Origin of the sequence: Streptomyces sp. NPDC050988, from assembly GCF_044456225.1 — a bacterium.
GTDB lineage: Bacteria > Actinomycetota > Actinomycetes > Streptomycetales > Streptomycetaceae > Streptomyces.
Map to the genome: position 1 here is coordinate 240526 of NZ_JBITFQ010000013.1, position 14254 is coordinate 254779.

Consider the following 14254-nt stretch of genomic DNA (forward strand, 5'->3'; position numbering starts at 1 on the left):
GGTATCTCCATGTCTGAAACAGCCCAGGCCACCGCCGGTACGGCGCAGGCCCCCGATTCCAACCGCTGGAAAGCGCTGACCTTCATCGCGCTCGCCCAGCTCATGGTCGTGCTCGACGCGACCATCGTGAACATCGCGCTGCCCTCGGCCCAGCAGGACCTGGGCATCTCCGACGGCAACCGGCAGTGGGTCATCACGGCCTATGCCCTCGCCTTCGGCGGACTCCTCCTCTTCGGCGGCCGGATAGCCGACCTCTGGGGCCGCAAGCGCGCCTTCGTCGCCGGTCTCATCGGTTTCGCCGGTGCCTCCGCCCTGGGCGGCGCGGCCACCAACGAGGCGATGATGCTCGGCGCCCGCGCCCTGCAGGGTGCTTTCGGCGCCCTCCTCGCGCCCGCCGCTCTCTCCCTGCTCGCGGTGATGTTCACCGACGCCAAGGAACGCGCCAAGGCGTTCGGCATCTACGGCGCGATCGCCGGTGGTGGCGGCGCCGTGGGCTTCATCCTCGGCGGTGTTCTCACCGAGTACATGGACTGGCGCTGGACGTTCTTCGTGAACATCCCGTTCGCGATCGTCGCCGCCGCCGGTGCGTACTTCGTCATCCGTGAGCCGGCCGAGGGCCGCAACCGCTCGCCGCTCGACATCCCGGGCGTCGTCCTGTCCACCCTCGGTCTGGTCACTCTCGTCTACGCCTTCACCCGTGCCGAGTCCGAGGGCTGGGGCGACTCCGTGACGGTCGGCCTGTTCGTCGCCTCGGCGGTGCTGCTCGCCGCGTTCGTCGTCACCGAGTCCAAGGTCAAGGCCCCGCTCCTGCCGCTGCGCGTCATCACGGAGCGCAACCGCGGCGGTGTCTACCTCTCCCTCGGTCTCGCGATCATCGCGATGTTCGGCCTGTTCCTCTTCCTCACCTACTACCTGCAGCTCGTCAAGGGCTACTCGCCGGTCAAGACCGGCTTCGCCTTCCTGCCGATGATCGCGGGCATGATCGTGGGCTCCACGCAGATCGGCACGCGCCTGATGACCCGGGTCGCGCCGCGTCTGCTGATGGCTCCCGGCTTCCTGGTCGCCGGACTCGGAATGCTGCTCCTCACCCAGCTGGAGATCGGCTCCTCGTACGCCAGCACGATCCTGCCGTCGATGGTGCTGCTCGGCCTCGGTATGGGTACGGCCTTCATGCCGGCCATGTCGCTGGCCACCACGGGTGTCGAGCCGCGTGACGCCGGTGTCGCCTCCGCGATGGTCAATACCTCGCAGCAGGTGGGCGGCGCGATCGGTACAGCCCTGCTGAACACGATCGCCGCGTCGGCCACCACCGCGTACATCAAGGACCACATCGCCGGTGCCACCACCCAGCCCCAGCAGCAGCTCGTCCAGCTGCAGGCCCAGGTGCACGGCTACACCAACGCGATCTGGTTCGCCGTCGGCATCCTCGTCCTGGCCGCGGTGATCGCCTTCACCTTCATCAACGTCGGCCGCCCCGACATGAGCGCCTCCGACGCCCTCGAAGGCGCGGAGGACGACGTGAAGGTCCCGGTCATCGCCCACTAGGCGCTCCGCCCAGGCGCTCCGCTGGGGGCGCGGTCATGAGACTGCGGGTCCGCTGTGGCTGGTCGCGCAGTTCCCCGCGCCCCTAAGGGGCGCGCCCCCAGCGAATCGCGTGGCGCGAGACCGGACCCGCATGGGGTCACCCACTGACCTCGTACGTATGCAGGGGTGGGGACGCCTTCATACGTACGAACCGGGATCTGCCCCGGCTCCGAGAGCGGTGGAGCCGGGGCAGATCCATGCCCGGGGCCGCATGAGCGCCCCGCAAGGGGCGCGGGGAACGGCACAGTCTTTCGGGGGCGCGGGGACCTGCCCAGCCTTCAAGGGTGCGGGGGGACCTTTAGGGGCGCGGGGACCTGCGCAGTCCTTTGGGGCGCGGGGAGCAGCGCAGCTTTCAGGGGCGCGGGGAACGGCGCAGCTTTCAGGGGCGCGGGGAACGGCGCAATCTTTTAGGGGCGCGGGGAACTGCGCGACCAGCCACAACGCACCCGCACCCGAAAACGAACCCCGCGAATCCCTACCGAAGCCAGGGCAGGTCCGCACCGGCCCCCTCCGGCTGCAACCCCTCCGCGATGATCAGCAACGCCTCCCCGAGCGCCTTCTGCTGATCAACCGTGAGCCGGTCGAAGAACGCCTGCCGAACCGCCGCCACATGCCCGGGCGCACTCCGCATCAGAACCTCGTACCCCTCATCCGTCAGCACCGCGAACTGCCCCCGCTTGTCCGAAGGACAGTCCTCCCGCCGCACCCACCCGTTCTTCTCCAGCCGCGCGATCGCATGCGAGAGCCGGGACCGGGTGATCTTCGCCTTCATCGCCAGCTCGGTCATCCGCAGCCGCCGACGCGGCGCCTCGGCGAGACCGACGAGCAGGCCGTAATAGATGTGAGGCATGCCCGCGTCACGCTGCAACTGGCGGTCGAGATGGTCGTCAAGAAGGGTGGTGGCATGAATGTACGCACGCCACGTGCGCTGTTCCTCGTCACTGAGCCAGCGCGGCTCGTCAGCGGATGCCATGTTCATGCATCTACTGTACGAGACCCCTCCTTGAACGTTAAACAAATGGGGAGTATCCTCACTTTGTAGAGGTTGACACTTCAAGCAAGTGCCTTCGGCCGGGGTCGAACACAATCGGTCGAACGGGCCGAACGAGTCCCCAAGGGAGCCGCCGCCATGTCCGCCGCCACCGAGGAACGTGCCGTCGTGGAGCGCATGCCCGCCCTCTACCTCTCCCACGGCGCCCCGCCGCTGGCGGACGACCCGGTCTGGCCCGGCCAGCTCGCCGCCTGGTCCAAGGACCTGCCGCGCCCCAAGGCGATCCTCATGATCTCCGCCCACTGGGAGGAGGCCCCGCTCGCCCTCGGCGCCACCGAGACCGTCCCCCTCGTCTACGACTTCTGGGGCTTCCCCGAGCACTACTACAGGGTGCGGTACGAGGCCCCCGGCGCACCCGAACTCGCCGAGTCCGTACGCAAGTTGCTGCGCGCCCCCGGCATGCCCGTCCAGGACATCCCGGACCGCGGCCTGGACCACGGCGCGTATGTCCCGCTGGTGGAGATGTTCCCGGCGGCCGACATCCCGGTCCTCCAGGTCTCGATGCCCACGCTCGACCCGGTCCGCCTCATGGAGATCGGCCGCAAGCTGGCACCGCTGCGCGACGAGGGCGTCCTCATCGTCGGGTCCGGGTTCTTCACCCACAACCTGGCGGCCCTACGGCAGGGCGGGATCCCCGGCTGGTCGGCGGAGTTCGACGAGTGGGGCCACCGGGCCCTGGACTCCGGTGACGTGGACGGCCTCCTCGACTTCCTCCACAAGTCCCCGGCGGGACAGCTGGCCCACCCACGCACCGAGCACTTCGCCCCGCTCTTCGTGACGATGGGCGCCGCGGACGCCTCCGGCGAACTTGACGCCCAGCGCTCGGTGATCGACGGCTTCTGGCTGGGCCTGGCGAAGCGGTCGGTGCAGTTCGGCTGAGCCCGGCGGGCTCCGGGGGCGATCACGGGGCCCTCGGACCCCAGGCCCCCGGGCCATGGCGCGGAGCCCTCAGAGCTCCTTCTCGTACCAGGCCACATCCCAGTACCGCCCGAACTTCCGGCCCACCTCCCGGTACGTACCGACGTACCGGAAGCCGAACCGCTCGTGCAGCCGCACGGACGCCTCGTTGGGCTGGGCGATCCCCGCGTAGGCCCGGTGCAGGTCCTCGTCCGCGAGAGCCGCGAAAAGGGCCTTGTAGAGCAGCGTGCCGACACCCCGGCCGCCGGCGTCCGGGGCGAGGTAGATCGTCACCTCCACGGACGTCTCGTACGCGGGCTTGGGCCGGAAAGCGCTGGATGTGGCGTAGCCCAGAATCCGCTGTGAGTCCCCGGCCGTGGCAACCATCAGCCGATGCGGGCCGTCTTCAGGGTGGGAGAGCAGCCAAGGGCGGCGCTCCACCGGGGTGAAGGTCGCTGTGTCGAACGTGATCGGCGTCTCACGCACGTAGTGGTTGTAGATGTCCGTGAGGGCGTCGAGGTCGCTCTCGACTCCCGGTCTGACCTGCACCTCTGTACGTTCCGACGGCATCTGCCCTCCCTCGGTGGCCGCACAGGGTACTGCAAGATCAGAAAAATCGAGTAGCGCGTTGGGAATTCTGTCCGGATTCCAGTCGTTGTTTCCATCGGATGCAGGGCACCCGGGAGGGTGTCCGAGCCACCACCAGAACCACTAGGACCCGCAAGCCCACCATCGCAAGGGAGCACGCATGGCAACCCGTGCCGTCGCCCGTCGTAAGTCCGCCTCGGGCGGGACCGACGCGGCACGCAGTGTTCGCGTCGTAGGCGGCGAGATCGCCGACCGCGACCTGGTCGGCATGTATCTCGACGAGATCGCGCGCACACCGCTGCTCGACGCCGCCAAGGAAGTGGACCTCTCCCAGACCATCGAGGCGGGCGTGTACGCCCAGCAGATCCTCGACGGCGAGGTCACCGACACAAAGGTGAAGGCCTCCCGCGAGGAGCTGGAAGCGCTGATCGCCGACGCCGAGCGGGCCAAGGACATCTTCATCCGGTCGAACCTCCGCCTGGTCGTGGCGGTCGCCCGCCGCTACCCGCGCAGCGGCCTGCCGCTCCTTGACCTGATCCAGGAGGGGAACGCGGGCCTGGTCCGAGCCGTCGAGAAGTTCGACTACCGCAAGGGCTTCAAGTTCTCGACGTACGCGACCTGGTGGATCCGTCAGGCCATCACCCGTTCCATCGCCGACCAGTCGCGCACCATCCGCCTCCCCGTCCACCTGGTGGAGGAGCTGGGTCGGATCCGCCGTGTGCAGCGCGAGTTCAACCGCGAGCACGGCCGTGAGCCGGAGCCCTCGGAGATCGCCGCGGAGCTGGACACGAAGCCGGAGCGCGTCGTGGACGTGCTGGACTGGGCCCGTGATCCGGTCTCGCTGAACATGTCGGTGGACGACGACGGCGACACGCAGTTCGGTGACCTGCTGGAGGACACCTCGGCCGTCTCGCCCGAGCAGTCCGTGCTCACGCTGCTGCGCAGCGAGGAGCTGGACGACCTCATCGGCCGCCTCGACCAGCGCACGGCCTCGATCATCAAGATGCGGTACGGCATCGAGGACGGTCGGGAGCGCACGCTCACCGAGGTCGGCAAGGAGCACGGCCTCACGCGCGAGCGCATCCGCCAGATCGAGAAGCACGCCCTGCTGGAACTGAAGAAGCTGGCCCGCGACACGGGCTTCGACGCCGCCGCGTAGGCCGCCCCTGGCGGCCGGGTGCTCCGGCCGCCGGCGGCCTGCCCGTGGTGGGTGGGCCTCCGGCCGGGGGCGCGTATCGCGCGCCGGGCGGTTGTGACCGGTTTCGCGGGGGCGGGTGTGTACTGTCTGCCGGAAGCGGGCGGGACGCCTCCCGCGACGGCAGCGGGACCCGTTCCGGACGGGCGGTACCGGGCAGTGCCGGGGCGGTACCTGGCAGTGTCAGGCGGTGAAACTCACTGCCGTCGGGAGGATTGGCCTCGCTCGGCCGGGGCAGGCGGGCCCTGCCCGGCCATGTGTCCTCGGACGGACCGGGGCGATCGTGCCTCGCCGGGCGGTCGGGGCACGTCTCGAACGCAGTCGTACAGAAGTCCGTTTACCGCCGCTTCAACACATCGGCCCCGGGGCACAAGACTCCAGGGCCCACAGAGCCGAGTCCCGACGCACACCCCCCCGGCGCCGGGACTCTCCCAGAGCCGAGCTCCGGCGCCTCCCCCCCCCTGGCGCCGGGGCTCGGCTCCATCTTTGGGGGTGCGTGGGCATGGTTGCCCGGGCCACCCCGGACCTGAACCCCGGGGTGACCCGGGTGGCACATTGTGCCACCCGGGCAAACCTTGCCCTCACGGGTGCCGACAGGGGCTTCTTTCGCCCCCGCCGCCCCTACCCATTCCCATCCCTACTCAGGGGCTCCGCCCCCGAACCCCCGCAAAAGATTGCGCAGTTCCCCGCGCCCCTTAAAAGGGGCGCGGGGAACTGCGCAATCTTTTGGCTTTTAGGGGCGCGGGGAACTGCGCGACCAGCCACAACGCACCCGCACCCCGAACACGCACCCCGAACACGAACCCGCTCAGCCCGACGCAGTCGCCCGGCTCAGGCGGCCGCCCAACTGCCGTACATACTCCACGAGTTCGACTGGCTCATGCACAGTGAACTCGCAGTCCACCATCGCGAGCCGCACCGCAAGCCACTCCACGGCATCCCCGGAGGAACTCCGCAGCCGACAGCTCCGGTCGTCGACCGGCTCGGGCACCCCGAGCCACCCCGGCAGCCGCGCGGCGATGAACTCGGCGGGGGCGGCGAACGTCACCGCGAACTCGTACGTCTCCTGCCGCCGGTGCATCGACTGCCGCAGATACTCGGCCGCACTCCCCGTCGGCATCTCGCGCGGCGTGAAACGGGCCCCGGTCGCGAACGGGTCGGCCACCCGGTCGACCCGGAACGTACGCCAGTCCTCGCGGTCGAGGTCGTACGCGACGAGGTACCAGCGGCGGCCGGTCGACACGAGCCGGTACGGCTCGGTCCGGCGCCGGCTCTCCGCCCCGTCCTTCGCCTGGTACGCGAACCGCAGCAACTCCCGCCCCGCGATCGTCGAGGCCATCACGGTCAGCGTCTCGGGCGCGATGCTCGCACCGTCGCCGCTGGTCAGGGGAGTGGTCGCGGCCTGGAGGGTGGAGACTCGATGGCGGAGACGGCTCGGCAGGACCTGTTCGAGCTTGGCCAACGCCCGTACGGAGGCCTCGTCCACGCCCTCCACGGCGTGCCCCGCACCGGCCCGCAGCCCGACCGCGATCGCCACCGCCTCCTCGTCGTCGAGGACCAGCGGCGGCATGGCCTTCCCGGCCACCAGCCGATACCCGCCTTCCGCGCCCATCGTCGCCTGCACCGGATATCCCAGCTCCCGCAGCCGGTCCACATCCCGCCGCACGGTCCGCCGCGAGACACCCAGCCGTTCGGAAAGCTCTACGCCGGGCCACTCCCGCGGAGTCTGAAGAAGAGACAGCAACTGAAGGAGCCGAGCAGGGGTGTCGGTACTCATGGGGTCTCCCTCTAGTGGTTTCTCGTTACTCCGAGAATGCCTCAGCACTAGGACATGACCTGACCTACATCCCCCCTACCTTCAAAACATGACCTCTTCCAGCAGCACTCTCCCGTCCCCCCGGCCGGAGGCCGACCGCCGGCGCTGGTTCGCGCTCGCCATCGTGATGACCGCGGCCTTCATGGACCTGGTCGACGTCACGATCGTCAACGTCGCGATCCCGTCGATCCAGCGGGACGAGGGCGCGTCCTTCAGCCACATCCAGTGGATAACGGCCGGCTACGCGCTGGCCTTCGCGGCCGGCCTGATCACCGGCGGCAGGCTCGGTGACATCCACGGCCGCAAGCGGCTGTTCCTCATCGGCATCGGCGGATTCACGCTCGCCTCCGCGCTCTGCGGCTTCGCGGTGAATCCGGACATGCTCGTCGCCTCCCGCATCCTCCAGGGAGCCATGGCCGCGCTGATGGTGCCGCAGGTCCTGTCGATCGTGCACGCCACGTTCCCGGCGCACGAGCGGGGCAAGGTCTTCGGGATGTTCGGCGCGATCGTGGGACTCGGCGCGGTCTCGGGCCCGATCCTGGGCGCGCTGCTCACCGAGTGGAACCTGTTCGGCCTGGAGTGGCGGCCGATCTTCCTCATCAACCTGCCGGTCGGCATCGCGGGCCTCATCCTCGGCCGGAAGTTCATCACCGAGTCCAAGGCCCCGCACGCCCTCAAGCTCGACCTCGTCGGCGTCGTGCTCGTCACCCTCGGTCTGCTGATGCTCCTCTACCCGCTGACCCGCGGCCGTGAGCTGGGCTGGCCGACGTGGGGGTACGTCGTGATGGCCGGCTCCCTCGTGGTCTTCGCGGCGCTGGTGGCGTACGAGAAGAGGAAGGCGGCGCGTGACGGATCCCCGCTCGTCGAGCTCTCCCTCTTCAAGGTGAAGAGCTTCGCCGCGGGCATCGCCGTGCAGACAGTCTTCGGGGTCAGCCTCGGCATCTTCTTCCTGGTCTGGACGCTCTACATGCAGGTGGGCCTCGGCTGGAGCGTGCTGCGGGCCGGTCTGACCGGTGTTCCCTTCTCGATCGCGGTCTCGGTGGCGGCGGGCATGTCGGTGCAGATGCTGGTGCCGAGGTTCGGGCGGAAGGTGCTCCAGGCGGGCGCGCTGACCATGGCGGCCGGTGTCGTGATCTACATCTGGGAGGCCGAGCGGTACGGCATGTCCATCGCCTCCTGGCAGATGGCGCTTCCGCTGGTCGTCATGGGAGCCGGCATGGGCCTGATCGTGGCCCCGCTGACGGACGCGATCCTCTCCGAGGTGCCGCGTGAGCACTCCGGTTCGGCGTCCGGCCTGATCAACACGGTCCAGCAGATGGGCAACGCCCTCGGCCTCGGCCTGGTCTCCGTCGTTTTCTTCGGCTCGATGTCCGACCACCTGCCTCGACCCGAGGTGGGTCCCGCCTTCGTCGACGCCTTCCAGAACGCGCTGATCTGGGTCGCCGTGGTGATGACGGCCATCTTCCTGCTGATGTTCGCCCTTCCGAAGCGGCCCGCCCAGCACGTGGAGGGAACGGAGACCGCCGAGACTCCGGGGATCACACCGCTCGACAAGGCACCCGAACTCGTCGGCTGACGACGGTGGCCGACGACACCGTTCACGGCAGCGGCTGACGACAGCGGCCGACCGGATCCGGCATCGCGAGGCCCGGCCCCTCAGGGGGTCGGGCCTCGCCGCATGCCCGGCCATGCCCGGTCCGATGTCCGTTCATGCCCACATCCATGCCCGAACCTGTTTACTTTGCGGAAATCTGGGCGTAGCCTCACGCTGAAACCACAGGTTCGGGCACAGAGCGGAGGCGAACGGACATGTACGCACCGGAGCGACAGCAGGAGATCCTCCGACTCGCACGTGACGGCGGCCGTGTGGATGTCGTCTCGCTGGCCGAGGAGTTCCAGGTCACGGCGGAGACGATCCGGCGGGACCTCAAGGCCCTCGACCGGGCGGGTCTGCTGCGCCGGGTCCACGGCGGTGCCATCCCGGCCGGGCGGCTCGACTTCGAGCCCGACCTCGCCGAGCGCGAGACCACCGCGGCCGACGAGAAGGACCGCATCGCCAAGGCGGCCCTGGCCGAACTGCCGGACAAGGGCACGATGATCCTCGACGCGGGCACGACCGTCGCCCGCCTCGCCGGGGCCCTCCCCCTGGAGGCGACGCTCACCGTCGTGACGCACAGCCTCCCCATCGCGGCCCGCCTCGCCGACCACCCCGGCATGCAGCTCCATCTCATCGGAGGCCGCGTCCGGCACCGTACGCGCGCCGCGGTCGACGCCTGGGCGCTGCGGGCGTACGGAGAGATCCGTGCGGACGTCGTCTTCCTCGCGGCGAACGGCTTCTCCGCCGAGCACGGCCTGACCACCCCGGACCTCGCCGAGGCCGCCGTGAAGCGGGCAGCCCTCGCCGCCGCGCGCCGCGTGGTGCTGCTCGCCGACTCGGCCAAGCACGGCCAGGAACACTTCGCGCGCTTCGGCGACCTCGGCGAAGTGGACCTGTTGATCACCGACAGCGGGCTGAGCCCCGAAGACGCGACCGCCATCGAGCGCGGCGGCACGGAAGTAGTGCGCGCATGATCCTCACCGTCACCCCGAACCCGTCCCTGGACCGTACGTACGAGGTCCCCTCGCTCGACCGCGGCGAGGTCATACGGGCCACCGGCGAGCGCATGGACCCGGGCGGCAAGGGCGTCAACGTCTCGCGGGCCGTCGCCGCGGCCGGCCGGCGCACCGTCGCCGTGCTGCCGCTCGGCGGAGCGCCCGGCGCGCTCGTCGCCGACCTCCTCGACGCCCAGGGCATCGAGGTCGCACCGGTCCCGGTCGCCGGAGCGACCCGCTCGAACATCGCGCTCGCCGAGGCCGACGGCGTACTGACGAAGATCAACGCGCCCGGGCCCGAACTCACCTCCGCCGAGGAGGAGTTGCTCCTGGAGACCGTGCGCGAGCAGTCCGGCGACGCCGACTGGATCGCCTGCTGCGGCAGCCTGCCGCGCGGCCTCGCCCCCTCCTGGTACGCCGAGATCGTCGCCCGCGCCCACCGGGCGGGCGCCCGTATTGCGCTCGACACCTCCGGCCCGGCGCTCCTCGCGGCCCTCCGGGAGCGGCCCGACGTCGTCAAGCCCAACGCCGAGGAACTCGCCGGGGCCGTCGGCCGCCCCCTCACCACGGTCGGCGACGCGGTCAAGGCCGCCGAGGAACTGCGCGAGCTGGGCGCCCGTGCCGTGCTCGCCTCCCTCGGCGCCGACGGGCAACTGCTCGTCAGCGAGGAGGGCGCGTGGTTCGCGGGGGCGCGCGTCGACGTCGTACGCAGCAATGTGGGCGCGGGCGACTCCTCCCTCGCCGGTTTCCTCATCGCCGGCGGCAGCGGTCCCGGCGCGCTCGCCTCCGCGGTGGCCCATGGCGCGGCCGCCGTCCAGCTTCCGGGCAGCGTGATGCCGAGCCCGGCGGACCTCGACCCGTCCGCGGTGACCGTCACCTCCGAGATCCCCGTGGACCGCGTACTGACGGAGCCGGCGTCATGACCGGCCGCCGACTCCCGCGTACGGGCTCTTCACGTCCGCGTACGGGCTGTCCACTCCCGCGCGCGGACTTCCGCGCAACCCATGAACCGGCCCTGATGCGGCGGGGACTCCCCTTACCCGCCGCAGCCGCCGCCGCACGGAGGCGGCGCCTCCCCGGCCCCGGCCGAAGTCCCGGCCCCGTCCCGGCACACCCCGTAGTTCCCGCAGTTCCCGAAGTTCCCGAAGTCCCCGTAAACGTCGCGGTTCTCGACCGTGGCACCCCCGTCCCCACCCTCGCCCACAACGTTCCCCGGGCGATACGCGTGCGAAGGAGCCCGCGATGAGCGAGATGATCACCGCGGACCTGGTCGATCTCGACCTGTCCGCCGATACGAAGGAAGCGGCGGCGCGCGCCCTCGCCGAGCGCATGGTGTCCCTTGGCCGGGTGACCGACCTGGACGGCTTCCTTGCCGACGTGGCCGCCCGCGAGGCCCAGATGCCGACCGGCCTCGACGGCGGCATCGGCATCCCGCACTGCCGCAGCGAGCACGTCACCGAGCCGACGCTGGCCTTCGGGCGCAGCGCTGCCGGGATCGACTTCGGCGCGCCGGACGGCCCCGCCGACCTGATCTTCCTGATCGCCGCCCCGGCCGGCGCGGACGACGCCCACCTCACGATCCTGTCGTCACTGGCCCGCCAGCTGATGAACGCCGAGTTCACCTCGGCGCTGCGGTCGGTGGGCGACGCGGCGGGGGCAGCCGCCCTGATCCGCGGCGACGAGCCCGCCGCCGCAGACGCACCCGCCACCGCGGCCGCAACTGCGGCTGCCGAGCCGGGTGTCGAGGACTCTGAGGGTTCCGGTGCCCCCTCGGCCGACTCCGGAACGGCGTCCAGGACTGCCCCTGCCCCTGTCTCCGAACCCGCCTCTGAGCCTGCCCCGGCCCCCGCCTCCGCCGGTACCGGCGACGAGGGTGCCGCCGAAGGCAAGGGCGGGCGACCGTTCCGTATCGTCGCCGTCACCTCCTGCCCCACCGGAATCGCGCACACCTACATGGCGGCCGAGTCGCTGGAGAACGCGGGGCGCGACGCCGGTGACGTCGAGATCGTCGTCGAGACGCAGGGCTCAGCCGGTTTCAGCCGGCTCGACCCGGCCGTCATCGCCGCCGCGGACGGCGTGATCTTCGCGCACGACATGCCCGTACGGGAGAAGGACCGGTTCGCCGGGAAGCCCACCGTGGACGTCGGCGTGAAGGCGGGCATCAACAAGCCCGCCGAGCTGATCGCCCAGGTGCGCGGCAAGGCGGAGCGCGGCGAGGTCACCGCGGCCGCCGGGCCCCGCGGCGGTACGCCGGTGCAGCGGGCCGGCGAGCCCGGTGAGGGCTACGGCACCAAGCTCCGCAAGTGGCTGATGTCCGGCGTGAGTTACATGGTCCCGTTCGTGGCCGCGGGCGGTCTGCTGATCGCGCTCGGGTTCGCGATCGGCGGCTACCAGATCAACGAGGCCAAGCCGGTCACCGAGGTCTTCAACTGGGGCCAGGTCGACAGCTGGGCAGCGCTGCTCTTCCAGATCGGCGGCGTCGCCTTCGGCTTCCTGATCCCCGTCCTCGCCGGTTACATCGCGTACGGCATGGCGGACCGGCCAGGTCTCGTGCCCGGCTTCGTCGGCGGCATGATCTCCGCCAACATCGCCGCGGGCTTCCTCGGCGGTCTGGCCGCGGGTCTGCTGGCCGGTGGTGTCGTCCTCGCCATCCAGCGGATCAAGATCCCACCGGTGCTGCGCGGCATCATGCCGGTGGTCGTGATCCCGCTGGTCTCCTCGATCATCGTCGGCTTCCTGATGTTCATCGTCATCGGCAAGCCCATCGCCGAGGCGCAGAAGGCCATGACGGACTGGCTCTCCGGCCTCTCCGGCACCAACGCCGTCCTGCTCGGTGTGCTGCTGGGCCTGATGATGTGCTTCGACCTCGGCGGCCCGGTCAACAAGGTCGCGTACGCCTTCGCCACGGGCGGTATCGCCGTCCAGGACCCGAGCGGGTCCGCGATGAAGATCATGGCGACCGTCATGGCGGCCGGCATGGTCCCGCCGCTGGGCATGGCCCTGGCGACCACGATCCGCAAGAAGCTGTTCACCACGGCGGAGCGGGAGAACGGCAAGGCGGCCTGGGTCCTGGGCGCCTCCTTCATCTCCGAGGGCGCGATCCCGTTCGCGGCGGCCGACCCCCTGCGGGTCATCCCGGCCTCGATGGCGGGCGGCGCGGTCACCGGCGCTCTGACCATGGCCTTCGGCTCGACCCTGCGCGCCCCGCACGGCGGCATCTGGGTCACCTTCCTGATCGGCAAGCCCTTCCTCTACCTGCTCGCCATCGCCATCGGCACAGCAGTAACGGCAGGCCTGGTCATCGTCCTGAAGGGCATGCGCAAGACACCCCTGGACGGCAGCGAGGACAAGACCCCCGAGGCCCCGACGCCCACCCAGAAGAAGGAACCGATAGCAGCCTGAACGCTCCGCTGAGGAACGAAAACGACGGTGGGCCGGGACTTGTGAAGTCCCGGCCCACCGTCGTGCCCCTTTTAGGGGCGCGGGGAACTGCGCGACAAGCCACAACGAACCCGCAGATCACCCACAGGCCGAATCCCGTCTAACCGCCGGAGGCAGACGCGCGCCGCTCCATCGCATCCCGCGCATCCTCCTCGGACGGATACACCTCACACATGTGCCGCCCATCGGGCGTAGCCGTGTGCTCGACCTCCCACAGAGACAGCTCCCGCCCGTCGTGGAGCAGAAACGCGTGCTCGTAGAGCGAGAAACACATCCCCCGCTCACCGGCCCGGCACGGCCGCCCGAAGGCCTGGGTGATCTGGTGCGCGAACGCAGTCCGCAGCAGACCGGCCATGTCCTCGCCCGGCCGGTCCGAGTTCTCCGCGCGCCGCAGCAGCCGCCGCCCGTGATCCGCGGAGTCGTCGGGAACGTACGCGTGCAGAGGCTCGGGGACGTGCGACACCCGCACCAGCACCGGCAGTTCGAAGTCCGGTGCGTCCGCCGGAAGCGGCAGCCGCCCCGTCGCCGTACGCAGCTCCTCCTCGTCCTCGTACACCTCGTGCTGCGTCTCGCGGCTCGGTGCGGTGTTGTGGACGAGCTCCCAGAGCGTGAGCGCGCTCCCATCGGCCAGCAGCCAGGTGTGCCGGTACGTCTCGCGGTGCAGCCCCGCGCTGTGGTGCGCGGAGTGCAGCGAACTGTCGTGGGCCAGCGCCCGGTCCAGTCGCCGTATCGTCTCGTCCGGCAGCTCGAAGGAGTTCAGGGCACGGCCGAGGAGTCGCGCGAGATGCTCCTCCGGAGACTCGGGCGACTCGGCTGGCTCGTACGCTGCCGTCTCGTACGGAACGCTCAAGGCTTCTCCCGGCGTTGCTGCATGTCACCTTGTGGGTGCATACCGTAGCCCCTCGGGCGGACATCATGTCCGGGAACCGAGAAAACGTACGCACGGAAAACGGCCGGGGGGGGGGGGGGGGTGGGGCGCCCCCCCCCCCCCCCCCCCCACCCCCCGGGGCGATCGGGCGGCCCCCCCGCCCGCCGCGCCCGCGCCGGGTGACGGCCGTGGGAGGGGGGGGGGGGGGGGGCGGGGGGTGGG

General features: G+C 70.5%; 11 protein-coding genes. 7 read left to right on the top strand and 4 right to left on the bottom strand.

What is annotated here, in order from left to right:
- Window positions 1-9 precede the first annotated feature (9 nt).
- Complete coding sequence (locus tag ACIBEI_RS27435) at window positions 10-1545, top strand: MFS transporter (RefSeq protein WP_398892894.1); 1536 nt, start codon at window positions 10-12, stop codon at window positions 1543-1545.
- 514 nt (window positions 1546-2059) lie between these two features.
- Here the strand turns inward: ACIBEI_RS27435 and ACIBEI_RS27440 are convergent.
- Entirely contained in the window at window positions 2060-2563 is a 504-nt protein-coding gene (locus ACIBEI_RS27440) for a MarR family winged helix-turn-helix transcriptional regulator (protein WP_398892895.1), read from the bottom strand.
- A 150-nt stretch (window positions 2564-2713) separates the two neighbouring features.
- Between ACIBEI_RS27440 and ACIBEI_RS27445 the strand changes: the two genes are divergently transcribed.
- Entirely contained in the window at window positions 2714-3514 is an 801-nt protein-coding gene (locus ACIBEI_RS27445) for a dioxygenase (protein WP_398892896.1), read from the top strand.
- Window positions 3515-3583: 69 nt separating this feature from the next.
- Here the strand turns inward: ACIBEI_RS27445 and ACIBEI_RS27450 are convergent, their stop codons facing one another.
- A complete protein-coding gene (locus tag ACIBEI_RS27450) occupies window positions 3584-4102 on the bottom strand; it encodes a GNAT family N-acetyltransferase (protein ID WP_398892897.1) in 519 nt (172 codons plus the stop codon).
- A 178-nt stretch (window positions 4103-4280) separates the two neighbouring features.
- On the opposite strand from ACIBEI_RS27450, the gene ACIBEI_RS27455 reads away from it, so the two are divergent.
- The gene (locus ACIBEI_RS27455; RefSeq protein WP_398892898.1) at window positions 4281-5279 is read left to right on the top strand and encodes an RNA polymerase sigma factor RpoD/SigA; all 999 of its coding nucleotides are present in this window, start codon (window positions 4281-4283) and stop codon (window positions 5277-5279) included.
- A gap of 844 nt (window positions 5280-6123) precedes the next feature.
- Here ACIBEI_RS27455 and ACIBEI_RS27460 read toward each other — a convergent pair.
- Complete coding sequence (locus ACIBEI_RS27460) at window positions 6124-7092, bottom strand: helix-turn-helix transcriptional regulator (RefSeq protein ID WP_398892899.1); 969 nt, start codon at window positions 7090-7092, stop codon at window positions 6124-6126.
- 88 nt (window positions 7093-7180) lie between these two features.
- On the opposite strand from ACIBEI_RS27460, the gene ACIBEI_RS27465 reads away from it, so the two are divergent.
- From ACIBEI_RS27465 to ACIBEI_RS27480, 4 genes are all read left to right on the top strand, one after another.
- Window positions 7181-8707: an MFS transporter gene (locus ACIBEI_RS27465; RefSeq protein ID WP_398892900.1), complete on the top strand. Its 1527-nt coding sequence runs from the start codon at window positions 7181-7183 to the stop codon at window positions 8705-8707.
- 233 nt (window positions 8708-8940) lie between these two features.
- Entirely contained in the window at window positions 8941-9702 is a 762-nt protein-coding gene (locus ACIBEI_RS27470; protein ID WP_398892901.1) for a DeoR/GlpR family DNA-binding transcription regulator, read from the top strand.
- Window positions 9699-10646, top strand: a complete 948-nt coding sequence (gene pfkB / locus ACIBEI_RS27475; protein ID WP_398892902.1) for a 1-phosphofructokinase — start codon at window positions 9699-9701, stop codon at window positions 10644-10646. The genes ACIBEI_RS27470 and pfkB overlap by 4 nt, the downstream gene beginning before the upstream one ends.
- A gap of 319 nt (window positions 10647-10965) precedes the next feature.
- On the top strand, window positions 10966-13125 hold the full coding sequence (locus ACIBEI_RS27480) for a fructose-specific PTS transporter subunit EIIC (RefSeq protein ID WP_398892903.1): 2160 nt from the start codon (window positions 10966-10968) through the stop codon (window positions 13123-13125).
- 139 nt (window positions 13126-13264) lie between these two features.
- Here ACIBEI_RS27480 and ACIBEI_RS27485 read toward each other — a convergent pair whose 3' ends face one another.
- Entirely contained in the window at window positions 13265-14014 is a 750-nt protein-coding gene (locus ACIBEI_RS27485) for a DUF6227 family protein (RefSeq protein ID WP_398892904.1), read from the bottom strand.
- Between the last annotated feature and the right edge of the window lie 240 nt (window positions 14015-14254).